This window comes from Cypionkella sp. TWP1-2-1b2 (assembly GCF_049896245.1).
In the GTDB taxonomy this organism is placed as follows: Bacteria; Pseudomonadota; Alphaproteobacteria; order Rhodobacterales; family Rhodobacteraceae; genus Cypionkella.
Map to the genome: position 1 here is coordinate 49,702 of NZ_JAFCTX010000024.1, position 23,795 is coordinate 73,496.

Consider the following 23,795-nt stretch of genomic DNA (forward strand, 5'->3'; position numbering starts at 1 on the left):
TTTCTAACCGCTCCGGCTCTGTCAGCTGCGATCTCTGTTTCGCCGCTTGCCGTTCGGTATGACCCTATATGGCCCTGTGAACGTGGCGGCAGTTTGGTCAGGGTGAGGCGTTTTTGAAGCGGCGCAATTTAGGCATGAAAATCTTACAGTGCATTGATTTATATGGATTTATATTTTAACTACCGCTTAACCCTGTGCCGTGCAACCGTTGCTTTCGCGCCGATTTGGGCAAAATTGCCATGATTGACACAGGCAAACGTGGAAATCGCGGAGTGATTCTGCAACAGTTCAGGCAATGAAAACAAGGCAGGCGGCATCCAACGTGATGCGACGGGCAAAAGGCGCAGTTATGGCAGGGTTGATTGTTCTGCTGCCGATACCGGCAGCGGCGGAAATCATCATGAATTCCGCGAGTGGTGACGGCTTCAAGCGCATCAAGGTCAGCGACAACCTGCCCGGTAAGCGCATCACCGTGCAGATTGATCCGGTCGAGCAGGCCCGGCTGTTGGCGGCTTTGCCCGAGGTTGAGGCCCGCGCGCCCGAAGTGCCCGAGGGTCCCGCTGCGCCACAGACCCCCGCCCTGCCAACCCCGGCCTCGGCGCAATATGGCTGGTTCTGGGATGCGGTGCCGGTGCAGCGCGATCAGGTCTCGGGGCGGTTCCCCTTGGCGCTGGCGACGCTCAGCCAAGGTCCGGGCGGGGCGCGGGTGGCAGCACCCCGGATGCAGCATATGCAAGAGATCGCCTCAAACTATGGCACCGAGATTTTGAAAGCGACGATTGGCACCGATGTCTCGCCCGCTTTGGTGTTGGCGGTGATCGGGATTGAAAGCGCCGGCAAACCCAATGCGATCAGCTCGGCGGGGGCGCAGGGCTTGATGCAGTTGATTCCGGCGACAGCGGCGCGGTTTGGTGTCAGCGATTCCACCAATCCGGTGCAAAATATCAAGGGCGGTGTGGCCTATCTGGACTGGCTGATGAAGCGGTTCGATCATGATCCTTTGATGGTGATCGCGGCTTATAATGCGGGCGAGGGCGCGATTGATGCCAATTCCGGTGTGCCGCCCTATGCCGAGACCCGCGATTATGTACCCAAGGTTTTGGCAGCGTGGCAGGTGGCGCAGGGGTTGTGCCTGAGCCCGCCGGAATTGGTCACCGATCCTTGTGTGTTCAAGGTGATTTCGGCGACGAACTGATCGCCAAACTCAGGAAACGCAGCGAAAACGTTAAGATTTCCTGAACGCCTCAGATTAAGTCCTTGATTTCGCACAGATTCAAAATGGTCCCGAGTCGGGACCACTCAAACCGTGAACACATCCGCCCATTCGGGATGCTTTTTCCGCGTTGCATTCACAAACGGGCAGAGCGGCATGATCTTGAAACCCTCGGCCCGTGCATCCGCCACGAACTGCGTCAGCATCGCCACCCCCGCGCCAGTGCCGCGAAAGCTTTCCGGCACCGCGGTGTGGTCGGCGATCACCAGCGTCGGCGTGGTGATCGAATAGGTCATCTCGGCTTCTTCGCCGTTCTGACGGATGTAGTAGCGGCCCTTATGCGCGCCGTGCTCGCGGATAACTTCAGTCAACGATGGTGCCCTCGGTTGCGGCGCGCAACTCGGCCTCGGTGACGCCATCGGCGACTTCGACGATCTTGAGGCCGCCGGGGACCACATCTAGCACGCCAAGGTTCGAGATGATGCGATCGACCACGGCCTTGCCGGTCAAAGGCAAAGTGCAGGCTTTCAACACTTTGGATTCGCCATGTTTTGAGGTGTGATCCATCACAACCACAACGCGGCCAACGCCCGCGACCAGATCCATCGCCCCGCCCATGCCTTTGACCAGCTTGCCGGGGATCATCCAATTCGCCAGATCGCCGTTTTCGGCGACCTCCATTGCGCCCAAAATCGCCATGGCAATCTTGCCGCCCCGGATCATCGCGAAACTTTGGGCGCTATCGAAATAGGCGGTCTGCGGCAACTCAGTAATGGTCTGCTTGCCGGCGTTAATCAGATCGGGGTCTTCCTCGCCCTCGTAAGGGAACGGGCCCATGCCCAACATGCCATTTTCCGACTGTAAGGTGACGTTAACACCTTCAGGGATATAGTTGGCCACCAGAGTAGGGATGCCGATGCCAAGATTGACATACCAGCCGTCTTGCAACTCGCGCCCTGCGCGTTCGGCCATTTGGTTGCGATCCCACATCTTAAGCTTCCTTCTTGCGAGTCGTGCGATTCTCGATGCGTTTTTCGTGCTGGCCTTGCACAATGCGGTGCACATAGATGCCCGGCAGGTGGATTGTGTCGGGGTCCAGCGCGCCCAACGGCACGATTTCTTCGACCTCGACCACGCAAATCTTGCCCGATGTCGCCGCTGGTGGGTTGAAGTTGCGCGCGGTTTTGCGGAACACAAGATTGCCCGAGGGGTCAGCCTTCCACGCCTTGACGATGGATAGGTCGGCGATGATGCCGGTTTCCAAGATATAGGTCTTGCCGTTGAAGTCGTGATGTTCTTTGCCATCGGCGATCACGGTGCCAACGCCGGTGGCGGTGTAAAAGCCGGGGATACCCGCACCACCTGCGCGCAGGCGTTCGGCAAGCGTGCCTTGCGGGTTGAATTCCAATTCGAGTTCGCCCGAAAGATATTGCCGCATGAATTCGGCATTCTCGCCGACGTAAGACGAGATCATTTTCTTGACCTGCCGGGTTTCCAAAAGCTGGCCAAGCCCGAAACCGTCGACACCCGCGTTGTTTGACGCGATGGTCAAGCCTTTGGTGCCCGCATCGCGGATCGCCGCGATCAGCAGTTCTGGAATACCGCAGAGGCCGAAACCGCCGCTCGCGATCAACATGCCGTCAAACAGCAAGCCATCCAGCGCCACCGCCGCGTTGGGGTAGATTTTCTTCATCGGGGTCCTCCGCAAACTCTCGCGCGTATAAAAGGCAGGGTTTCAAGTGAAGTCAATCGCTGCAGCGCAGCAGTTTGTTATGGCGAAAGCAGCGTTCAGCGGCTTTACCCCGCCGCGCAGATGGCTATGGTGCGGCAGATTGCCAAACCCGCAAATCTGCCCGCGTGGTGAAATGGTAGACACAGGAGACTTAAAATCTCTAGGCCGAACGGCCGTGCCGGTTCAACTCCGGCCGCGGGCACCAATAAAGAAAAGTGGTTGTGGTTTTCATGCCATGTGTTGGATTTGGACAGGCGACCAGATGGCTTCCAGTGAAGCAGGTTTCACATACTTGAAGACTCGCAGGAATATGAAACGTGAGGGGACAGTTTGTTCGTTGTCGCGATCAAGTCCCGTGGCGTGGTATAGCTGATCAAGCAGGCCCCGCCCGACATGGCGGTGACCTTCACGGCCAGCTACACCGCGCCCGGGGACAGGGTCCGAACCTGAGTTGCCAACTTGAATAAAGCGATATTGCGGTTGAGCACCGGGGTTCGGACTGTTGCCGATGAGGCTGACTTCCCGCAGAATACCCGCCATACTCGGGCAGTAGTCGGATCTGCTTAGATTCTGTCTGGACGATGACCATCAGTTTAGGAGAGGCAGGATGCGATTTCACACGCCAAAGAGCTTTGAACAGGCGGTCGCGATTGCGGCAGGCACGACGGGGCGGACACGGTTTCTTGCGGGCGGGACGGATGTTCTGGTCCAGTTGCGCGCGGCAATCGTCACGCCGGATGATCTGATTGATCTCAAACATATTCCCGGCGTTAAGGACATAACCCGCACCGCCGAAGGTGGCTGGCGGATCGGCATCGCGGTGTCGGGGGCGGAACTGGGGCGACACGCTGGGGTCTGCGCTGACTGGCCGGGCGTGGTGGAGGGGATGCAACTGGTCGGCTCGACGCAAGTGCAGGGCCGCGCCACGCTCGCGGGCAATCTTTGCAACGGCTCGCCCGCTGCTGATAGTGTGCCGGGGATGATGGCTGCGGGCGCTATGGTGTCGGTCATCGGGCCGCAGGGCAGCCGCGAGGTGGCGGTCGAGGATATTCCCGCAGGCCCCAGCCGCACCACCCTGCAACCGGGCGAGGTGATCACCGCGATCACGCTGCCTGCGCGCGGGGCGCAGGGCGGCGACGCCTATCTGCGCTTCATCCCACGCACCGAGATGGATATTGCCGTGGTCGGCGTGGCGGTGAATCTGCGCCGCGATGGCACGCGGATCACCGAGGCGCGGATTGCCTTGGGGGCGGTGGCGCCGAAGATCCTGCTGGTGCCAGCGGCAGCACAGGCAATCATCGGCAGCTCGCTGGACGACGCGGCTTTGGCCGCCCTTTCTGCCGCTTCGATTGCCGCCAGCACCCCGATTTCCGACAAACGCGGCACCGCCACCTTCCGCAAAGACATCGTCGGCGTGCTGGTGCAACGCGCCGCGCGCATTGCCTACGCCCGCGCAGAAGGAGCCTCAGCATGAGCAAAATCCATGTTACCACCACCGTGAACGGCGATGCGGTCGAATTTCTGGCCGATCCGCGCGACACATTGCTGGATTGCCTGCGCGATCAGTTGGGCCTGACGGGCACGAAAGAGGGCTGCGGCACCGGCGATTGCGGCGCCTGTTCGGTGCAACTGGATGGGGTTCTGGTGTGTTCCTGTCTGGTGCTCGGGGCGGAAGCTGAAGGCAAAACGGTGGCCACGGTGGAGGGTCTGTCGAACGGCCCCGATCTGCATCCGTTGCAGCGCAAGTTCATCGAACATGCTGCGTTGCAATGCGGGTTTTGCACGCCGGGGATTTTGGTTGCTGCCAACGCTTTGTTGGCGCAGAACCCCGATCCGACTGAGGTCGAAGTGCGCTATTGGTTGGCGGGCAATCTGTGCCGCTGCACCGGCTATGATAAAATCATCCGCGCCGTGATGGATGCGGGCGCTGAAATGCGGGGGGTAAACTGATGCCGAAGGATGATTTGAAAACCGCCTATCGTCTGGTTGGCACCCGCCCCAATCGCCCCGATGGCTTGGACAAAGTGACTGGGCGCGCGCGCTATGGGGCTGACATTTCCGCCCCCGGCATGCTGCATGCCGCCGTGGTGCGATCCCCGCATGCGCATGCCCGGATCATCCGCATTGATGCCTCGAAAGCGCTGGCGCTGGAGGGTGTGAAGGCGGTGATCACGCGCGCCGATTTTCCCACCGGGCTGACCGGAGAAGATTGGAACCTGCAGGAAAACACCCTTGCGGGCGATGTGGCGCTTTATGACGGCCATGCGGTCGCGGCGGTGGCGGCGACTTCGAAACTGCTGGCGCAGGATGCGGCGCGGCTGGTTGAGGTTGAATATGAGGTGCTGCCGCATGTCATCGACGTGGATGCGGCGATGCAGCCCGATGCGCCGGTCATTCGCGCAGGCACCGCTGATTATTCGGTGCCAGAAGGCATGCATCCGAATGTGGTGAAATACATCGAGTTTGGCCATGGCGATCTGGAGGCAGGCTTTGCCGCAGCCGATCTGGTGCGCGCGCAAAGCTACAAGACCGAAGCCACCCATCAGGGCTATATCGAGCCGCATGCTTGCCTTGGCCAGATGGGCGAGGATGGCAAGGGTGAGATGTGGGTCTGCACTCAAGGCCAATGGTATATCCGCCGGATGTGTTCGGCGGTGCTGGGCACCGAGGCATCGCAACTACGGGTGACGCCTTCAGAAATTGGCGGCGGCTTTGGCGGCAAGACCACGATCTTTATGGAGCCTCTGGCGCTGGCTTTGTCGCGCAAGGCCGGGGGCCGTCCGGTCAAGCTGGTGATGAGCCGTGCGGAAGTTTTGCGCGCCACCGGGCCGACGGCTTCGGCCTCGATGGATGTGAAGATGGGCATGAAGGCCGATGGCACGATCACCGCCGCTTCGGTGAACTTCCGCATGCAGGGCGGGGCGTTTATCGGATCGTCGCCAGTGGGTGAGGCTTTATCGTGCGCTTTGGCCTGTTACACCGTGCCTGCGGTGTTTCACCAAGGCTATGAGGTTCTGGCCAACCGCCCCAAGGCCGCCGCGTACCGCGCGCCCGGATCGCCGATGGCGGCGTTTGCGGTTGAAAGCTTGCTGGATGAGATGTGCCATGAGTTGGGGCTTGATCCGCTGGCTGTGCGCCTGAAAAACGCCGCGCGGGAAGGGGCGAAAGCGAGCTATGGCCCAACCTACAACCGCATAGGTCTGGTTGAGACGCTTGAGGCGACGATGGCGCATGCTAATCTGAAGGTGCCGCTTGGCCCCAATCAGGGGCGCGGCTCGGCGGCGGGGTTCTGGTTCAACCATGGTGGCGAAACCTCAGTTTCCTTGGCGATTGGTGAAGATGGCACGGTGACGGTGTCGGTCGGCACGCCCGACGTTGGCGGCAGTCGGGCCTCGCTGGGGATGATGACGGCAGAGACGCTCGGCATCGCTTACGAGTCGGTGCGGGTGAATATCGTGGAAACCGGCGCTTTGGGCGTGAACGAGCCCACGCATGGCAGTCGCGCCACCTTTGCCAGCGGTTTGGCGGCGGTCGAGGCTGCCAAGCAGGCGATTGCCCAGATGTGCGCCCGCGCCGCCGCCGAATGGGGCATTGACGCCGAAGCTGTCGAATGGCTTGACGGTGCGGCGATCCCCGCTGGCCCGAACGCCGGAAAGTTCCCGCCGATGTCCATCGCCGAAATTGCCGCCAAGATGGGCAGCACCGGGGGGCCGATCTCGGGCCACCATGAAGTGACTGCGGGCGGGGTCGGGGCCAGCTTTGGTGCGCATGTGGTGGATGTCGAAGTTGATCCCGAAACCGGGCGCACCACGGTTTTGCGCTATCTGGTGGTGCAGGATGCGGGCCGCGCGATCCACCCGGCCTATGTCGAGGGGCAGTATCAGGGCGGTGCGGTGCAGGGCATCGGCTGGGCGCTGAACGAGGAATATGTTTACGGCGCGGATGGCCGTCTGCAAAATGCGGTGTTTCTGGACTACCGAATTCCGGTCGCGTCTGACCTGCCGATGATCGACACGGTGATTGTCGAGGTGCCGAACCCCGGCCATCCTTACGGGGTGCGCGGCGTTGGCGAAACCGGCATCACCCCGCCGCTGCCCGCGCTGGCCAATGCGATTGCCGCAGCCACCGGGGCGCGGTTGCGCAGCCTGCCGATGTCACCGCCGAAGGTTCTGGCGGCGATCAAGGCAAGGTCGCATGGTTGAGATCAACCTCTGGTCTGGCTTGCGCAGATTCGCGGGGGATCAGACGGTGATTTCTGTCAAGGGTGATACCGTCAGGGGGATTCTGGATGCGCTGGTCAAGGCGCATCCGGCTCTGCTGCCGGTGATCAAGGCGGGGGTTTCGGTGTCGGTGAATGGTCAAATTGTTACCAACATGTCCGCCGCTATTGGTCCCTTGGACGAGGTCTATCTGATTCAGCGCATTAAGGGCGGCTAAGCGATATTTGAGGGTGGGATTAATCTGCGCCCGAATAAGCAGTCATCTTCAGAGATCCCAAAGAACCGCCGCTGAGCCTTGCCCCCAATCCGCCGTCCGGGCGCGCAAAAGCCGCAGATAGCGGCGGGCGGAGTTGCGGTTGAGACCGCTGACACCAGTGCGGGATGAGCGCGCGCGCGACCTTCTGTGAAACACGCCAAACCAAAGGCTTCAAGCCGCAAGACCGAACGGTCGTGAAGGGTCAGGTCAAGTCGGGGCCAATTACAGGGAAAACTGTTTCAGAACAATTCTTTGACCGCTTCCATCGCCACATAGGTCGAGGTGGACGCCACATGCGGCAGCGCCGAGATGCGCTCTGCCAGAACGCGGCGGTAATCTTGAATATCGGTGGTGCGGACTTTCAGCAGGTAATCGAAGCGGCTGGCGATCATATGCGCCTGTTCGACCTCTGGCACCGCCAGCACGGCCTTGTTGAAGGCTTGCAAAGCGGCTTCGCGGGTGTCCGATAGGCGCACCTCGACAAAGGCGACGTGGGCTTGGCCCATGCGGATCGGGTCGAGATTGGCACGGTAGCCGGTGATCACGCCGCCGTCTTCCAGCCGTTTCATCCGGGCTTGGGTGGGCGATTTCGACAGACCGATGCGGCGGCCGAGTTCGGTGGCGCTGATCCGGCCATCCATGCTGAGTTCGCGCAGGATGGCATGGTCGAAACGGTCAAGCGCGGCTCGGTCGATTGGCATGGCGCGGTGATCCTTTTGCGGCGTTTCGGCTGCGTTTTAGTATATAATGAGGGAAACAGCCTGTCAAACCTGCGCTATCATGGGCAAAATATTTAGGGGGCTGATATGAGCGATGCGTGGGCTGTAATTGAGCGTGATTCTCTGCGGGGTGAGGTGGCTTTAGTAGCCGCATTGATCGCCGAGGCGGGGATGGACGGCGCTCAGCGCGCGCGGGTGACGGCTTTGGGCGCGGATTTCGTGCGCCGAATCAGGGGCTCGGCCAAGCCGGGGCTGATGGAGGTTTTCCTCGCCGAATACGGGCTTTCCACCGATGAGGGCATAGCACTCATGTGTCTGGCCGAGGCGCTGCTGCGGGTGCCGGATGCCGAAACCATGGATGCTTTGATCGAGGATAAGATCGCGCCGAGCGATTGGGGGCGGCATCTGGGCAAATCGGTGTCGTCGCTGGTGAATGCATCGACTTGGGCGTTGATGCTGACCGGCAAGGTGCTGGATGAGCGCGAGCCGGGGGTGGTCGGCCATCTGAAAGCGGCGGTGAAACGCTTGGGCGAGCCGGTGATCAGGGGGGCTGTGACGCGGGCGATGAAAGAGATGGGGCGCAACTTTGTGTTGGGCGAAACCATTGAAAAGGCGATGAAGCGCGCGACTGTGCTGGAAGGGCAGGGCTATACTTACAGCTATGATATGCTGGGCGAGGCGGCGCGGACGGAAAGCGACGCGCGGCGCTATCATCTGTCGTATTCGGCGGCGATCACTTCGATTGCGAAGGCGGCGGTGACGGGGGATATTCGGACCAATCCCGGCATTTCGGTGAAACTGTCAGCACTGCATCCCCGCTATGAGGTCGCCAAGCGGGCGCGGGTGTTGGAGGAATTGGTGCCGCGGGTGCGCGCTTTGGCGGGTCTGGCGAAGGCGGCGGGGCTGGGCTTTAACATCGACGCCGAGGAAGCGGATCGGCTGGCACTGTCGCTGGAGGTGATCGAGGCGGTTCTCAGCGATCCGGCTTTGCGCGGTTGGGATGGTTTTGGCGTGGTGGTGCAGGCCTATGGGCGGCGCGCCGGGGCGGTGATTGACTGGCTTTATGCGCTGTCGCAGCGCTTGGATCGCCGCATCATGGTGCGGCTGGTCAAGGGTGCCTATTGGGACGCCGAGGTGAAACGGGCGCAGGTTTTGGGGCTGGAGTCGTTCCCGGTGTTCACCCGCAAACAAGCAACGGATGTCAGCTATATTGCCAATGCGCGCAAGCTGCTGGGCATGACCGACCGAATTTATCCGCAGTTCGCCACCCACAACGCCCATACGGTGGCGGCTATCCTCGATATGGCGACGGATAAAAAATCATTTGAATTCCAACGCTTGCATGGCATGGGCGAGCGGCTGCACGATATTGTGCTGATCGATAATGCCACCCACTGCCGGATTTATGCACCTGTCGGGGCGCATCGCGATTTGCTGGCTTACCTCGTGCGGCGGTTGTTGGAAAACGGCGCGAACTCCAGTTTTGTGAACCAGATTGTGAATGAGGAGGTCAGCCCGGAAACCGTGGCGGCTTGCCCGATTTCGGCGATGGAGGTGATGGCTCCGGTGCCATCCCCGGCGATTGCGACCGGGCCGGGGCTGTTTGGGCAGCGCAGGAACGCCAAGGGCTGGGATTTGACCGATGCGGGCGATCTCGCGGCAATTGCGGCGGCACGGGGGCCATTTGAGGCGACATTGTTTGAGGCGCGGCCGATGCTCGCGGGGCATGGTGTCGGTGGCTTGCGGCAAGAGGTGCGCAATCCGGCGAGTGGGGCGCTGGTCGGGCATGTTCTGAGCGCGTCAGAGGCGGATGTGGACACGGCTTTGCGTCTGGCGGAGCCTTGGGCGGCGGATGCTGCAACCCGCGCGACCGTGTTGCGGCGGGCGGCGGACCTGTATGAGGCGGACTATGGCGCGATCTTTGCGCTGCTGGCGCGCGAGGCGGGAAAATCCTTGGCCGATGCGGTGTCAGAACTGCGCGAAGCGGTTGATTTTCTGCGCTATTATGCCGATGGTGCCACAGGGCTGACTGCCCCCGCGCGCGGGGTTTTTGCCTGCATCAGCCCGTGGAATTTCCCGCTGGCGATTTTCTCGGGGCAGATTGGCGCGGCATTGGCGGCTGGCAACGCGGTCTTGGCCAAACCGGCACCGCAGACACCCCTTATCGCTGCGCGGGCGGTAGAGTTGTTACGGAAAGCTGGCGTGCCTGAAACGGCGTTGCAACTGTTGCCGGGCGATGGCGCGATGGGAGGGATGGTAACGTCTGATCCGCGCATCAAAGGTGTGGCTTTCACGGGATCGACCGAAACTGCGCTGAAAATCCGCCGCTCGATGACTGAATTTCTTGACCCGACAGCGCCGCTGATCGCGGAAACCGGCGGGCTGAACGCGATGCTGGTGGATTCAACGGCGCTGCCGGAACAGGCGGTGCGCGATATTCTTGCCTCCAGCTTCCAATCGGCGGGGCAACGCTGTTCGGCCCTGCGCTGCCTCTATGTGCAGGAAGACGTGGCGCATGTGGTGCAGGAAATGCTGTTCGGCGCCATGGACGAGTTGACCTTGGGTGATCCGCTGGATTTGGCCACCGATGTCGGCCCGGTGATTGATGCGACAGCGCAGGGCGGCATCCGTGACTATATCGCGGTGGCGCGGGCGGAAGGCCGGGTGTTGCGCGAAATGACCGCCCCGGTGCAGGGCACGTTTATCGCCCCCACGGTGATCAAAGTGCCGGGGATCGCCGCGATGCCGCGCGAGATTTTCGGCCCGGTGCTGCATATCGCCACCTTCAAGGCGGGTGAGGTGGATCAGGTCGTGCAAGCGGTCAATGCCACCGGCTACGGACTGACTTTTGGGCTGCACACCCGGATTGATGATCGGGTGCAGGCGGTGACCGAGGCGCTGCATGTCGGCAACCTTTACGTTAACCGCAACCAGATTGGCGCGGTGGTCGGCAGTCAACCCTTTGGTGGTGAGGGGCTTTCCGGCACCGGGCCGAAAGCCGGTGGGCCGGAATATCTGCATCGCTTCACGGTGACGGCGGCTGCGGCGTCCACCGGGACAAGCCCGGATTTGCCCGAGGCTGAGGTCGCCAAGGCGCTGCAAAATCTGCCCACACCACAGAACGCAGCCCATGCGCGGGTGTTGCCGGGGCCGACCGGCGAGTCAAACCGGCTGACCGCCAGCCCGCGCGCGCCGCTGTTGTGCCTTGGGCCGGGGCCGCAGGCGGCTGAAGCGCAGGCGCAAGCGATCCGGGCTTTGGGCGGCCAAGCGGTGCTGGCCGACGGCCTCGCGCCGCTGGCGCTGACCCGGCTGCGGGGGTTTTCCGGTGCTCTATGGTGGGGCGATGCAGCGCAGGGCCGGGCAAGGGCGCAGGCCTTGGCCGCGCGTAAGGGGCCAATTCTGCCGCTGATTGGCGATATGCCGGATGTGGCCCATGTGATGCTGGAGCGGCATGTCTGCATCGACACCACAGCTTCGGGCGGCAATGCGCAACTGCTGGCGGAAGTCTCTGGCTGAGCTTTCGCTTTGGTCATCCTCTGTGCTCAAATATCCTCTGTGCTCAAATATCCTCGGGGGGCGTGGGTTTGGCCTTTGCCAAACCCGCATGGGGGGCAGACCGCCCCCCGGCGCAGCCGTTCAACTTGGCTTGACGTCGCGCGTCAGATCGGAAAATCTGCGCTATGTTTCCAATCCGCGATCATAACCCCTCGGGCCGGGTGCCCTATGTGACCTACGCGCTGATCGCGGTGAATATCGCGGTGTTCGTGGTGTCTTGGTTTGGCTTGCGCGGCGAATATGCGCTGGCAGAGTTTTACTACACTTGGGGGCTGGTGCCCGCTTGGCTGATGCAGGGCGAGGGGTATTCTGCGCTGATCAGCCATATGTTCCTGCATGGCGGCTGGATGCATCTGGCGGGCAACATGCTGTTTTTGTGGATCTTTGGTGACAATCTGGAAGATGTGCTGGGGCATCTGCGCTATATTTTGTTCTACCTTGCCTGTGGGCTCGCGGCTGCGGCGTTGCAGGTGGCGGGCGATCCAGGGTTTGATGGGCCGCTGATCGGGGCATCAGGGGCGATCGCCGGGGTGCTCGGCGGCTATCTGGTGCTGTTTCCGCGTGCCCGTGTCGATGTGCTGTTGATTTTCATCATCTTTTTCCGGGTGTTTTCGATTCCGGCTTGGATCGTGCTGGGGATTTGGTTCGCGGTGCAAAGCTTTAATGGCTATTCTGCGACCGAGGATGGTGTGGCTTACCTTGCGCATATCGGCGGGTTTATTGCCGGGGCGGTTTTGGTGCTGCCTGTGCTGATGCGGCGCGGGTTTTGGGCGCAGAACAACGGCAAGCCGCCGCATCCGGCAGCGGAATATCCGGTCAGCCCCAGCCGCATCCCGCGCGTGCCAAAACGTTAGTTCAGCGCTCTAGACGTCCGAGCCGGGCCACGATTTTTATCAAAAATCGGTTTCGCGGCGCATCGCGCGCTTATGCGTCGCGGATGATTTTGGTCAGCGGCGCGAACAGCGCCTGATTGGCGCAGATCAATGCGCCGTTTTCCAAAATGTCGTAACCTTCGCGCACCGGGCCGATCAGGCCGCCGGCTTCTTTCACCAGCAAAATCCCGGCGGCGATGTCCCACTGCTGCAACTCGCGCTCCCAATAGCCGTCAAAGCGGCCAGCGGCGACATAGGCGAGGTCGAGCGAGGCGACACCCCAGCGGCGCATCCCGGCACAAGCGGGCATCAGGCGGGCAAGGTCGGCCAAAGTGGCGGGCAGGGTTTTCTTGGTGCTGAACGGCACTCCAGTGGCGAACACGGCTTCGTGCATCGCGCGACGGCCAGATACGCGCAGGCGGCGGTCGTTCATCCAGGCGCCTGAACCTTTTTCGGCCCAGAACATCTCATCCTTGGCGGCATCGAACACCACGGCGGAAGTGATCTCGCCCTTATGCTCCAGTGCGATGGAAATCGCCCAATGCGGCATGCCGTGCAGGAAGTTGGTGGTGCCATCGAGCGGATCGACAATCCAGCGGCGGGTGGGGTCTTGGCCTTCCTGCTCGCCAGTTTCTTTACCCAGCCAGCCATAGGTGGGGCGGCCCCCCATCAGATCCTCTTTGATGATCCGCTCGGCTTCGCGGTCGGCTTTGGTGACGAAATCACCGGGGCCTTTGGTCGAGACTTGCAGGTTCTCAACCTCGCGGAAGTCTTTCACCAGCGCTTTGCCAGCGCGGCGGGCAGCCTTGATCATCAGGTTGAGGTTGGCACTGCCTTGCATGGGCGGACTCCGGTCTGTGTAAGCTGGGGGGCATACACGGCTGGGGGAAAGAGCGCAAGGCGGCGGGGGGCGTTAAGACGGGCGGTTCAACTCGGCTTTGAAGAACGGCTCTGGGCTGTCAACTTCGACCAGACGGCGCTTTTCGACCTGCCAGAAGCGGCTGCCCACGGCACGGATGAAATCGCGGTCGTGGCTGACCAACAGGCAGGTGGCACGTTGGGTCAGCAGTTCGGATTCCAGTGCCTCTTGGCCTTCGATGTCGAGGTGGTTGGTGGGCTCGTCCAGCAGGTAGAAGTTGGGGTTGGACAGGCGCAGCAGCAGCATGGCGAGGCGGGCCTTCTGGCCGCCGGACAGCTTGCCCAAGGGCCGGGTTTGCCAATCGGGTTTGATGCCAGCGCCTGCGAGCAGGGTTTTGGTGGTCTGATCATTGGCGTGCTGGCTGATCAGAGCCTGCGGGGTCATGCTGTCGGACAGTTGCGCGAGGTTTTGGTCGGAATAGCCCAGCACAAGGGTCGCGGCGGCTTTGATCGCGCTGGGCTGGCCTTGGATCGCAGCGAGTACGGCGCGGATCATTTGGGATTTTCCGGTGCCGTTTGCGCCCAGGATCACCACGCGGTCGCCGCGTTCGATCCATTTTTGCCCCGTAGAAAACAATGGGCGGGCGTCGGGGGTGGTGATGGGCGCATCGTTCAGGGTGATCAGGGCTTTGGCATGGGTGCCGGAATTGACCAGTTTGATCGCCCCAGATGAGGTTTCGCGGTGGGCGGGGCGAGCGGCTGACTCCAGCTTTTCGGCGCGATCTTTCAGCTGTTTGGTCTTGGTGATCAACAGATCGGAGCCGGAATTGATACCGATGTTCTTCAGTTTGGCGGCTTGGCGGCGAAGTTGATCGGCTTTGTTCAGATCGTTTTCAAAGCGGCGCGAGTCTGCTGCATCGGTTTCTTCCAAGGCGGCGCGGGCGCGGGAATAGGGCAGCGCAAACATACGGCTGGAGGTCGCGCGCAGGAACAGGCTGCGGCTGGTGGCGGCATCCAAGAAGGCGCGGTCGTGGCTGGTGGTGATCACGGCGGTGTCGCGCGCCAGGCTATCAAGCCAGCGTTGCAGGGTGCCGATGCGGGAGAGGTCGAGATGGTTGGTGGGCTCGTCCAGCAGGTAGAGGTCGGGTTCAGTGATCGCGGCGCGGGCGAGCAGGGCAATGCGCTGCCAGCCGCCAGAGAGGGCGTTGAGGGGCGTGTCGCGCAGGGCTTCGGGGACGGAGAGATCATCCAGCACAATCTCGGCGCGCCAAGATTCATAATCGGCTTGGTCGGCGGGGAGGGCGGCCAGAGTGGCTTGCCGGAAGGTCAGCGGCAGCAAAGTTGTTGGCACGTCTTGATCGACCAGCGCGGATTTTAAGCCTCGGGTGCGGGTGATTTCGCCAGAGGTGGGCTCCAACGTTCCGGCCAAGCAGCGCAGCAGTGAGGATTTGCCGCGGCCGTTGGCGGCGATCAGGCCAAGGCGGTCTCCGGGCTCGATGGAGAAACTGAGGTCGGTGAACAGCGGTTGGCCGAGGGTGAGGGTGAGCGATTTGGTGGCAAGCAGGGTCATGATTCTATCCGCATGATAAGTAGCGCAAAAGCGCTGTTGAGGCGGACCGAAAACCTGATCAGGCGGAACCTGCGATGCGGCTCGGGTCAGCCCTGCGACAAATGCAGGGCCGATGCAGGGCCATGGTTGAGTGGGTGGCAGATCAAGTTCATGCACCCCTCCTGTGGCTTCATGTGCCCGGACAGGCTACATTTTGCCCGAACGAAGGTCAATCAGCGGCGGAGATCAATCATGCGCAACCGGGGCTTCACCCGGGGCCATAACGCGGGGCTCAGCCTTTTTCAGGAACCATGCCAAGGGCAAAGCGCACAGCGTGATTACCATCATCAGATAGAAATCGTCGATATAGCTGATCATCAGCGCTTGGATTGAAACCAGACCATCCATCTGTTTCAAGGTGGCTGCGGTCATGGTGCCGGGCGGCACCACCACGTTGAAATTCGGGTTGAACGATGAGATCGCCACCGACAGATCGGCATGGTTGACCTGCACATTGCGGGTCAGCATCAGCGTCACCATCCAAATCCCGATCGACGAGCCGATATTGCGCACCAGTGAAAACAAGCTGGTGGCATCGGCGCGCAACTCTGGCGCGATGGTGGCGAAGGCGATGGTCGATAGCGGCACGAACACCAGACCGAGGCCAAGACCTTGGAGCACGCCCGTCCAGATCACCGGGCCGGGGCCCATTTGCGGCGTAAACCCGGTCATAAAATACAGAGAGGCGGCGGTCAGGATCAGGCCAACTGACACCAACAGCCGGGCATCGGTTTTCTGCACCAAGCGCCCGACGATCAGCATCGATGCCATGGTGCCCACCCCGCGCGGACCCATGACAAGCCCGGTGGTGATGGTCGGATAGCCGAAAATGCGCGACAGCATCGGCGGCAGCAGGGCAAGCGAGGCCAGCAGGATGATGCCGATGATGAAGATGAACACCAATCCGGTGGAGAAGTTGCGATCAAGGAACATCCGGGGTTCAAGGAATGGTTTGTTGGCCCCCATGATATGGATGACGAACACCCACATGCCTGTGAGGGTCAGGAACAGGTAGAGCCAAATTTCGGCGGAAGAGAACCAGTCAACCTCACCGCCGCGATCCAGCATCAGTTGCAGCGCGCCAATGCCGATGGACAGCATGCCAAAGCCGAAGAAATCAAAGCGGCGCAGGCGTTTGACGGATTTCGGCAGATAGGCAAAGCACCCCAAAAAGGCGATTATGCCGACAGGCAGGTTGACGAAAAACACCCAGCGCCAGTTGAAGCTTTCGGTCAGCCAGCCGCCCAAGGTGGGGCCGATGATCGGGCCGACCATGATGCCTGCGCCCCATAGTGCCATGGCTTGACCCGCTTTTTCGCGCGGGTTGATGTCCAAGAGGAATGTTTGCGACAGTGGCACGATGGCAGCACCAAATACGCCTTGCAACAGACGGAACAGTACCATCGATGGCAGGCTCCACGCCAGACCACAGGCGATCGAAGTGACAACGAAGCCCGCGATCGAGATCAGGAAGAACTCGCGCTTGCCGATGCGGTCGGAAATCCAGCCCGTCGCCGGGGTCATGATCGCAGAGGCGACGATATAGCTGGTCAGCACCCAAGTGATGGTGTCTTGGCTTGCGCCAAGGTCGCCCGTCATGGTGGGCAGGGCGACGTTGGCGATGGTGGTGTCGAGCACCTGCATGATCGTCGCCAGCATAATCGACAGCGTGATCAAACCCTTATGCGGGACTTCTGTGGTGGGGGCGGTGCTCATGTCGGATTACTTCAGAAAGCCGGGCAGCAGGTCTGACAGGCTGCGGTGGCGGCCCGTGTCGACCGAAACAGAGGCACTGACGCCCGAGGACAGGCCCTTAGCATCCTCGGGGTTGAGAAAGCGCAGGGTGACGGGGACGCGCTGGGTGACTTTGACCCAGTTGCCCGTGGCGTTCTGCGCGGGCAGCAGCGAAAACTCGGACCCCGTGCCCGCGCCAATGGCGGCCACCACGGCCTCGATCTTGCGACCGGGGTTGATGTCAAAGGTGATTTCTGCCGGAGAGCCCACGGTGATACCCTCCAACTGGGTTTCCTTGAAGTTGGCATCGACCCAAGTGTCATCGGTCTGCACCAGTGCGAACAGGCTTTGTCCGGCGGCGACCATCTGGCCGGGTTTGAACGACGAGGCTTGGTAGATCACGCCATCGGCGGGGGCTTTGACCACGGCGTTGGCGTAGTTGTAGGCGGCCTGCGCGCTGGCGATCACGGCGGCGCGGACGGCGGGGTGATTGTCGGTTGGGATCAATGGATCACCCCAGATGGCCGCCAAGGCCGAAGCGACGGCTTGCTTGGCGAGATCGCGCTGATCAAGGGCCGTGCGTTCATCATGGCGGGCGTCGATCAGGTTGGAATCGGTGGCGACACCTTTTGCGCCAAGGCTTTCCTGCCGCTCGCGTTCTGTGGTCTGGTAAGCGGCTTCATCCTCGGTCAACTGCAGATTGGATTGGGCGGTGGCATAGGCCAGCTTCAACTGCTCGACCGTGATGCGGGCGGCGGTAACGGCGGCATCGGCTTGGGCTTGTGCCAGCCTGTAGGGCACCGGATCAACTTGGAACAGCACGTCGCCGGCTTTGACGGTCTGGTTGTCTTTCACCAGCACTTTATCAATCCGTCCCGCCACCGACGAGGCCACCGAGATGCGGGCTTGGTGCAGGTAGGCGTTTTCGGTTTCCTCATAGCGCCCGCTCATCAGCCAATAGGCCCCCGCCGCCACCAGCAGCACCAAGGGGCCCGCTATCATCAGCACCCGGCGTTTTTTGCGCGGGGCTGGGGTCGGGGCAGCGATTGGGGCGGTGACGGGTGTGATCGGGGTGACGGTGGCTGGCGGGTTTGCGGCGGGGGTGTTGGTCGAATTGGCGGTCATATCAGATGTCCTTCACGTCTGCCGCTGCATCGCAGACGGCCTGAGACAAGGTTGTGGTCACCGAGGCAAGCCCGGTGATAAGGGCTGCGCGCGCCTCGGGGGTCAGGCCCGACAGCGCTTCGGCAAAGACGGAATCCGCCATTGCCTTTAAATCGTTGCGGATCAGCAGGGTGGAGGCGGTCGGCACGATCACCCGCACGCGGCGATCCTCGGGATCAGGCTCACGCGCGACCCAACCGGCTTGCTCCATTCGGTCCACCAGCCGCGAGACCGAGATTGGCTCAATTTCCAGCTTATCCGCGATGCGGGCTTGGCTGGCGCGGCCCTCGCGCAGCACCACGGCCAGAAGCCGCCACTGCGCCGAGGACAGGCCATATTCCGACGCCCGCTGTGAAAAGCGTTTGCGCACCAGACGGGAGGCGTCATGCAGCAGAGGTCCAAGCTGATCTTGTGCAAAATTCATTAGGCATAGTTATAATAAGCCTGCTTATTATTCCAATGCGTTTCTTGCATGGCAGAGATGCGCTTCGCGCTTGGTCTGAGACTCGCTTTGCGCGGGGGCTGGGATGCAGCCGTGCCCTATCCGCGCTGCAGTTTGACCGCTTCGGACCGCCCCAGTTTCAGGAAATGACCGACATAGGGCTTGCTGGCGTCTTCTTCGCGGGTGGCGGCATAGAGGCGTTTGGTGATGCTGCCCGGACCAAGCGGGCGGGTGATGTAATCGGCGTTGGATTTCACATCGCGCAGCACCCAATCGGGCAGTACGGCGACACCGCGATTAGAGCCCACCAGCATCAGGATCACGGCGGTCAGTTCCACCGGGCGCTGGGCGCGTGGCTCGATCCGGGCGGCGGTCAGCAGTTCGGTGAACACATCGAGCTTATCGCGCGGCACCGGGTAGGTGATCAAGGTTTGGTCGCGGAAATCTTCGGCCTCTATCATCGTCTTGGCCGACAGCGGGTTTTGCGATGAGGCGATGAACATCGGATGGTAGTCGAACAGCGGGTTGAACGAGATGCCGGGCAGCGGTTCGGGGTTGGATGAGATCACCAGATCAACCTCTTCGCGCAGCAGGGCGGGAAAGCTGTCAAAGGCGAGGCCCGCGCGAATATCTACATCAACCTCGGGCCAAGCGTGGCGGAACAGTTCCAGCACAGGGAACAGCCAGTCAAAGCAGGCGTGGCACTGGATGGCGATGTGCAAACGCCCGGTCTTGCCCGCTTGCAAGGCGCGAAATTCTTCCTCCAAAGCGGTGATTTCCGGCAGGATACGTTCGGCGGCGCGCAGCATACGGATACCTGCGGCGGAGAGGGTCATTGGTTTAGACCGGCGCACGAACAACTCCATCCCAACCTGCGCTTCCAGCCCCGCGACCTGATGGCTGAGCGCCGACTGCGTCATGTTCATCAGATCGGCAGCACGGGCGAGACCGCCCGCCTGATGGATGGCGCGGATGGTGCGCAGGTGGCGGAGTTCCAGATACATGCGCGACTTTCATCATTATGGTGAAAACTATGAATTGGCTTCAATTTACGCGCGGTGACATAACGGGGTCAAGTAAAAGGAGCCGGACCTTGTCTGCACCGCGTATCTCGTTTGAATTCTTCCCGCCGCAATCCTTGGACGCCTCGTTCAAACTGTGGGAAACAGTGCAGGTGCTGGCGCCAATGCAGCCGGATTTTGTCAGCGTGACCTATGGCGCGGGCGGCACCACCTGCAAGCTGACGCATGACGCGGTGGCCACCATCAAGCGCAATTACGGGCTGAATGTGGCTGCGCATTTGACCTGCGTTGATGCCAGCCGGGCCGAAACCCTCGAGGTTGCAGAGGCTTATGCGGACGTGGGCGTGACCGAGATTGTGGCATTGCGCGGCGATGCCCCGAAAGGCGCGGATCGGTTCATCCCGCATCCCGACGGATTCGGCTCATCGGTGGAACTGGTCGAAGCCTTGGCGAAGACCGGAAAATTCAAGCTGCGCGTTGGGGCCTACCCCGAGCCGCACCCGGATGCTGCAGATAAATTTGCCGATGTGGATTGGCTGAAGCGCAAGATTGACGCAGGGGCCAGCAGTGCCATCACGCAGTTTTTCTTTGAGGCGGACACCTTCTTCCGCTTCCGCGATGCTTGCGTGAAGGCTGGGATCACCGCCCCGATCATTCCGGGCATCCTGCCGATCCAGTCGTGGGACGGCGCCAAGAAATTTGCCGCCCGCTGTGGTGCAAGTGTGCCGCAGCGTCTGGATGAAGGTTTTGCAATGGCGAAACGGGACGGGCGCGAAGATTTGCTGGCGCTGACCCAATGCACCACTCTGTGCAGCCGTCTGCTTGAGGGTGGCGTCGAGGACCTGCATTTCTACACCCTCAACCGCCCGGAACTGACGCGCGAAGTTGTCCGTGCCTTAGGCATTGCACCGGGACTGAGCCCGCAAATCGCACTCGAAAAGGTCGCTTAAGCGTTAACGTCTCCCTGACGGCGGGTTCCCCCAGAACCGGCGACCTCACTCGCGCGCCTCCCCCCACGGGAGGCGCGTTTTTTCTATGCGTTTTTAGTAGTCGGGGGCGGGCAGGATGCGGTAAAGCTTGGGAAATATCGCGAAGGATGCCGCAATGAAGCCGATTTTCGTTCTGAATGGCCCAAACCTGAACCTGCTGGGCCTGCGCCAGCCCGAGATTTACGGGCAGGAAACCTTGGCCGATGTGGTGGCTGGCCTGTCAGGGCTGGCGGTGGAATTGGGGCTGGCGGTGGAGTGTATGCAATCCAACCACGAGGGCCAGTTGGTCGATTGGATCCAAAGCGCGCGCGGGGCGGCGGCGGGGATCATCATCAATCCGGGCGCTTATTCGCACACTTCGGTGGCGATTTTGGACGCGCTGAACGTGTTTGAGGGCGTGGTTTTGGAGGTGCATATCTCCAACATCCACAAGCGCGAAGCGTTTCGTCATCATTCCTTCGTATCGGGGCGGGCGGAAGGCGTAATCGCGGGGTTTGGCACCGAGGGCTATCTGCTGGCGCTACGGCGGATGGCTTCTTTGCTGAAACGCTAGGGTCGTGGCGGCGTGGGAGCCTCCGGCGGGGATATTTTTGCCAAGATGAAATGGTTTCGGTGGCATCCTGAGGCGCGCGTTGTCGGCGACGATCGGGCGTTGCGCAGCGCTTTGGCTGTGCCGGGGCGGGCGTTTCGGATTGGCGGCGTGGGCGCGCTGCCTTCGGGCGAGGGGGTGTTTGAGACGCTGACCTCTGGCTCCTCCGGCGCGCCCCGGCGGATTTTGCGCAGTATGGAGTCGTGGACCCGCAGTTTTGCGGTCAACGCGGGGCTGTTTGGCATCGGGCCGGGGGTGCGCGTGGCGGTGCTGGGCGATCTGGTGCATTCGCTGGCGCTCTACGGCGTGCTGGAGGGGCTGCATCTCGGGGCGGACGTGGTTCTGCTGGGAGGTGTGCGGCCAGATCGGCAGGCGCGGACCTTGGCTGGGGCGGAGGTGATTTACGCCACGCCCGCGCAACTTAGGCTGTTGGTTGAGGCCGGGTGGCAGGCCTCGGGGTTGATCTTGGTTGGCGGCTCGAAGCTGGACGCAGGGCTGCGGGCGGCTTTGGCGGGGGCCGAGGTACGGGAGTTTTACGGCGCGGCGGAAGCGAGTTTCATCACGCTGGCGGGACCGGACGCGCCGGCGGAGTCGGTGGGCGCGGTCTATCCCGGTGTCGAGATTGACCTGCGGGCGGGGCAGATCTGGGTGCGCTCGCCCTATCTTTTTCAGGGCTACGCCGGGGCGGATGCAGGTGGGGCGGTTTGCGACGATGGCTGGCTGTCGGTCGGTGAGATCGGGCGGCTGCAGGACGGCTATCTCTATCTGTCGGGCCGGACGGGGCGGATGGTGACGGTGGCGGATCAGAACGTGTTTCCCGAGGAGATCGAGAGCTTTATCGCCGGGCTGCCGGGGGTGGCGCGGGTGGCCGTGCTGCCGCGTAAGGATATTTTGCGCGGGGCGGTGATGGTGGCGGTTTTGCAGGGGGATGTGACGGCGGAAGCGACGATCTTGGCGGCGTGTCGCGCGCGGTTGGGGGCGTTGATAGCCCCACGCGCGGCGATCTGGGTGCAGGAGTGGCCGGTGTTGGCCTCGGGGAAAACCGATCTGCTGCGGTTGGCGGGCGAGGTCGGGCTGTGAGCGTGATCTTGGCGGCGAAGCGGACGGCGGTAGTGCCGCGGAATGGGGCGTTTTCGCGATTGGAGATTGAGGATTTGGGAGCGCCTGTGGTGCAGGCGTTGTTGGCGGCGGCGGGGATTGCTGCGGCTTCGGTGGATGAGCTGATCTGTTCGAACGCGCTCGGGGCGGGCGGCAATCCGGCGCGGCGGGTGGCGCTGGCTGCTGGGCTGCCGGAACGGGTTGCGGGGTTGTCGGTGGATCGGCAATGCGCGGGGGGGCTTGATGCGATTTTACTGGCGCGGGCGCTGGTCGATTCGGGCGCTGCCGAGGTGGTGATCGCGGGCGGGGTGGAGAGTTATTCGCGGCGTCCGTTGCGGCTGCGAACTGATCCTGAGGGTGGCGCGGCGGTGGCCTATGATCAGGCGCGGTTCACGCCTTGGGATGATCGTGATCCGGGCATGGCGGAGGCTGCGGAGGCGCTGGCGGAGCGGTTAGGAATTTCGCGCGGGGCGCAGGATGTTTGGGCGGTGGAAAGTCATGCCAAGGCGCGGGTGTGCGAGGGCGAGATTGTCGAGGTTGCCGGGCAGGTGCGTGATGTGTTTGCGCGCGAGTTGAGCCTTGAGGTGGCGGCGCGGGCGAACGTGGTTTGCGGGTCGATCACGGCGGCGAATGCGGCGGTGGCGGCGGATGCGGCGGCTTTTGTGCTGGTGGTGTCGGAACGGGTGGCGGCGGGGCGCGGGATGCGGATCTTGGGCGGGGTGACGCTGGGCGGCGATCCGGTGGAGCCGGGGCTGGCTCCGGTTGCGGCGATTCGGGCGGCGTTGCAGCGGGCGGGGATTGGGGTGGATCGGGTGATGGTGGCGGAGATTATGGAGGCCTATGCGGTGCAGGCAATGGCCTGCGTGAGTGGGGCGGGGTTGGACGCTGCCTCGGTCAATATCGGCGGCGGGGCGCTGGCGCGCGGGCATCCGATCGGGGCCTCGGGGGCGGTGCTGGCGGTGCGGTTGTTTTATGAATTGCAGGCCGGGATCGGGCTGGCTGCGATTGCGGCGGCGGGGGGGATCGGCACGGCTTTACTGGTGGAGCGGTAGGGGGTGTCCACGCGTGGACAGGGATTCTGTCGCTGTCATTTCAATGGGTTGTGAGGGTCGCGTTAACGGATTGTTAAGGTTCTGACGCTCTGCCCGGAGGGCGATTTTCGCGCGAAAATCAGGGGGCGTTCCCGCCCCCTCGGCCTGCTGCCTCACCCCCTGAGGATATTTGAGCTAATGTGAAATTGGGTGGAGGTGATAGGTTTGACGGTTTGGTTTTGGTATGGGCGTTTGGTCGGGCTTGCGGCCCGTGCCCTGTCTGAGGTTTGCTGGGGAGGCGATGCAGACAAGTGCGGGCGGATTTGGTGGGTTTGAAACGAGCCGTGAGGATGACCGCGCCTTCAATGACCGCAACGCATATCCGAATGGCAGCTATGAGGGCGGCGTTTGTAGAGAGCACGGCTGCCAGCAATGCCCAAAGCGAGAAGAAGACGGACAGCTGGACAAGGGCCAGGAGAACGCTCAATAGGATTGCACTGGCACCCGAGAATTTCAGTTTGCTGCCGCAGTTTGTGCAAGTCGTGCCACCGCAACAGGCCTTCATGCGGTGTTTTAGAGCAAGTCGCCGTTCATATGATTCAGGCTTCCCATCTTGGACGGTTTCTGATTCCCTGATCTTTCCAGATATAGGGGATCGAGATGGGCAAATCACATCCTATGGAGCTTCGCAG

22 protein-coding genes and 1 tRNA gene are annotated in these 23,795 nt (G+C 61.9%); 13 read left to right on the forward strand and 10 right to left on the reverse strand.

Annotation, left to right across the window (positions count from 1 at the left end; genetic code table 11):
* Positions 1 to 349 precede the first annotated feature (349 nt).
* Positions 350 to 1,195, forward strand: a complete 846-nt coding sequence (locus ACP7AP_RS15825) for a lytic transglycosylase domain-containing protein (protein ID WP_426035476.1) — start codon at positions 350 to 352, stop codon at positions 1,193 to 1,195.
* A gap of 104 nt (positions 1,196 to 1,299) precedes the next feature.
* Here the strand turns inward: ACP7AP_RS15825 and ACP7AP_RS15830 are convergent, their stop codons facing one another.
* The 3 genes from ACP7AP_RS15830 to ACP7AP_RS15840 are packed head-to-tail and all read right to left on the reverse strand — an operon-like array spanning position 1,300 to position 2,906.
* Positions 1,300 to 1,584, reverse strand: coding sequence for a GNAT family N-acetyltransferase (locus ACP7AP_RS15830; RefSeq protein ID WP_426035478.1), 285 nt, complete (start codon positions 1,582 to 1,584; stop codon positions 1,300 to 1,302).
* On the reverse strand, positions 1,577 to 2,203 hold the full coding sequence (locus ACP7AP_RS15835) for a 3-oxoacid CoA-transferase subunit B (RefSeq protein WP_426035480.1): 627 nt from the start codon (positions 2,201 to 2,203) through the stop codon (positions 1,577 to 1,579). Before ACP7AP_RS15835 ends, ACP7AP_RS15830 begins: the two co-directional genes overlap by 8 nt.
* Before the next feature lies 1 nt (position 2,204).
* A complete protein-coding gene (locus ACP7AP_RS15840) occupies positions 2,205 to 2,906 on the reverse strand; it encodes a CoA transferase subunit A (protein WP_426035482.1) in 702 nt (233 codons plus the stop codon).
* 158 nt (positions 2,907 to 3,064) lie between these two features.
* Here ACP7AP_RS15840 and ACP7AP_RS15845 point away from each other — a divergent pair.
* The 5 genes from ACP7AP_RS15845 to ACP7AP_RS15865 all read left to right on the forward strand — a co-directional run bounded on the left by ACP7AP_RS15845 (position 3,065) and on the right by ACP7AP_RS15865 (position 7,382).
* A tRNA-Leu gene (locus ACP7AP_RS15845) sits at positions 3,065 to 3,150 on the forward strand.
* 402 nt (positions 3,151 to 3,552) lie between these two features.
* Positions 3,553 to 4,419, forward strand: coding sequence for an FAD binding domain-containing protein (locus ACP7AP_RS15850; protein ID WP_426035484.1), 867 nt, complete (start codon positions 3,553 to 3,555; stop codon positions 4,417 to 4,419).
* Positions 4,416 to 4,895 (forward strand): (2Fe-2S)-binding protein, encoded by a 480-nt coding sequence (locus ACP7AP_RS15855; protein WP_426035486.1) that lies wholly within the window; start codon positions 4,416 to 4,418, stop codon positions 4,893 to 4,895. Before ACP7AP_RS15850 ends, ACP7AP_RS15855 begins: the two co-directional genes overlap by 4 nt.
* Positions 4,895 to 7,147 carry a xanthine dehydrogenase family protein molybdopterin-binding subunit gene (locus ACP7AP_RS15860; RefSeq protein ID WP_426035488.1) on the forward strand — a complete coding sequence of 751 codons (2,253 nt, stop codon included), beginning with the start codon at positions 4,895 to 4,897 and terminating at the stop codon, positions 7,145 to 7,147. The genes ACP7AP_RS15855 and ACP7AP_RS15860 overlap by 1 nt, the downstream gene beginning before the upstream one ends.
* Positions 7,140 to 7,382, forward strand: a complete 243-nt coding sequence (locus ACP7AP_RS15865; protein ID WP_426035490.1) for a MoaD/ThiS family protein — start codon at positions 7,140 to 7,142, stop codon at positions 7,380 to 7,382. Before ACP7AP_RS15860 ends, ACP7AP_RS15865 begins: the two co-directional genes overlap by 8 nt.
* A gap of 278 nt (positions 7,383 to 7,660) precedes the next feature.
* On the opposite strand, the gene ACP7AP_RS15870 is transcribed toward ACP7AP_RS15865, so the two are convergent.
* Positions 7,661 to 8,122, reverse strand: a complete 462-nt coding sequence (locus ACP7AP_RS15870) for an Lrp/AsnC family transcriptional regulator (RefSeq protein ID WP_426035492.1) — start codon at positions 8,120 to 8,122, stop codon at positions 7,661 to 7,663.
* Between the two features lie 105 nt (positions 8,123 to 8,227).
* Here ACP7AP_RS15870 and putA point away from each other — a divergent pair, with 105 nt between their 5' ends.
* Both putA and ACP7AP_RS15880 read left to right on the forward strand, forming a co-directional pair.
* Positions 8,228 to 11,656 (forward strand): bifunctional proline dehydrogenase/L-glutamate gamma-semialdehyde dehydrogenase PutA, encoded by a 3,429-nt coding sequence (putA, locus tag ACP7AP_RS15875; RefSeq protein WP_426035494.1) that lies wholly within the window; start codon positions 8,228 to 8,230, stop codon positions 11,654 to 11,656.
* A 164-nt stretch (positions 11,657 to 11,820) separates the two neighbouring features.
* Positions 11,821 to 12,549, forward strand: coding sequence for a rhomboid family intramembrane serine protease (locus ACP7AP_RS15880; RefSeq protein ID WP_426035496.1), 729 nt, complete (start codon positions 11,821 to 11,823; stop codon positions 12,547 to 12,549).
* 70 nt (positions 12,550 to 12,619) lie between these two features.
* Here the strand turns inward: ACP7AP_RS15880 and ACP7AP_RS15885 are convergent, their stop codons facing one another.
* The 6 genes from ACP7AP_RS15885 to ACP7AP_RS15910 form a co-directional block, all read right to left on the reverse strand.
* Positions 12,620 to 13,408: an inositol monophosphatase family protein gene (locus ACP7AP_RS15885; protein WP_426035498.1), complete on the reverse strand. Its 789-nt coding sequence runs from the start codon at positions 13,406 to 13,408 to the stop codon at positions 12,620 to 12,622.
* Between the two features lie 72 nt (positions 13,409 to 13,480).
* The gene (locus ACP7AP_RS15890) at positions 13,481 to 14,995 is read right to left on the reverse strand and encodes an ABC-F family ATP-binding cassette domain-containing protein (protein ID WP_426035500.1); all 1,515 of its coding nucleotides are present in this window, start codon (positions 14,993 to 14,995) and stop codon (positions 13,481 to 13,483) included.
* Positions 14,996 to 15,220: 225 nt separating this feature from the next.
* Positions 15,221 to 16,750, reverse strand: a complete 1,530-nt coding sequence (locus tag ACP7AP_RS15895; protein ID WP_426035502.1) for a DHA2 family efflux MFS transporter permease subunit — start codon at positions 16,748 to 16,750, stop codon at positions 15,221 to 15,223.
* Positions 16,751 to 16,756: 6 nt separating this feature from the next.
* A complete protein-coding gene (locus tag ACP7AP_RS15900; protein ID WP_426035504.1) occupies positions 16,757 to 17,893 on the reverse strand; it encodes an HlyD family efflux transporter periplasmic adaptor subunit in 1,137 nt (378 codons plus the stop codon).
* 1 nt (position 17,894) lies between these two features.
* Positions 17,895 to 18,356 carry a MarR family winged helix-turn-helix transcriptional regulator gene (locus ACP7AP_RS15905; RefSeq protein WP_426035506.1) on the reverse strand — a complete coding sequence of 154 codons (462 nt, stop codon included), beginning with the start codon at positions 18,354 to 18,356 and terminating at the stop codon, positions 17,895 to 17,897.
* A 116-nt stretch (positions 18,357 to 18,472) separates the two neighbouring features.
* On the reverse strand, positions 18,473 to 19,378 hold the full coding sequence (locus ACP7AP_RS15910; protein ID WP_426035508.1) for a LysR family transcriptional regulator: 906 nt from the start codon (positions 19,376 to 19,378) through the stop codon (positions 18,473 to 18,475).
* Positions 19,379 to 19,467: 89 nt separating this feature from the next.
* On the opposite strand from ACP7AP_RS15910, the gene metF reads away from it, so the two are divergent.
* The 5 genes from metF to ACP7AP_RS15935 all read left to right on the forward strand — a co-directional run.
* Positions 19,468 to 20,346 (forward strand): methylenetetrahydrofolate reductase [NAD(P)H], encoded by an 879-nt coding sequence (gene metF / locus ACP7AP_RS15915; RefSeq protein WP_426035510.1) that lies wholly within the window; start codon positions 19,468 to 19,470, stop codon positions 20,344 to 20,346.
* 154 nt (positions 20,347 to 20,500) lie between these two features.
* Positions 20,501 to 20,938, forward strand: a complete 438-nt coding sequence (gene aroQ / locus ACP7AP_RS15920) for a type II 3-dehydroquinate dehydratase (RefSeq protein WP_426035512.1) — start codon at positions 20,501 to 20,503, stop codon at positions 20,936 to 20,938.
* 45 nt (positions 20,939 to 20,983) lie between these two features.
* Complete coding sequence (locus ACP7AP_RS15925) at positions 20,984 to 22,054, forward strand: AMP-binding protein (protein ID WP_426035514.1); 1,071 nt, start codon at positions 20,984 to 20,986, stop codon at positions 22,052 to 22,054.
* Complete coding sequence (locus tag ACP7AP_RS15930; RefSeq protein ID WP_426035516.1) at positions 22,051 to 23,124, forward strand: acetyl-CoA C-acyltransferase; 1,074 nt, start codon at positions 22,051 to 22,053, stop codon at positions 23,122 to 23,124. The genes ACP7AP_RS15925 and ACP7AP_RS15930 overlap by 4 nt, the downstream gene beginning before the upstream one ends.
* Positions 23,125 to 23,453: 329 nt before the next feature.
* A partial coding sequence (locus tag ACP7AP_RS15935; RefSeq protein WP_426035518.1) for a hypothetical protein occupies positions 23,454 to 23,795 on the forward strand: 342 nt, incomplete at its 3' end.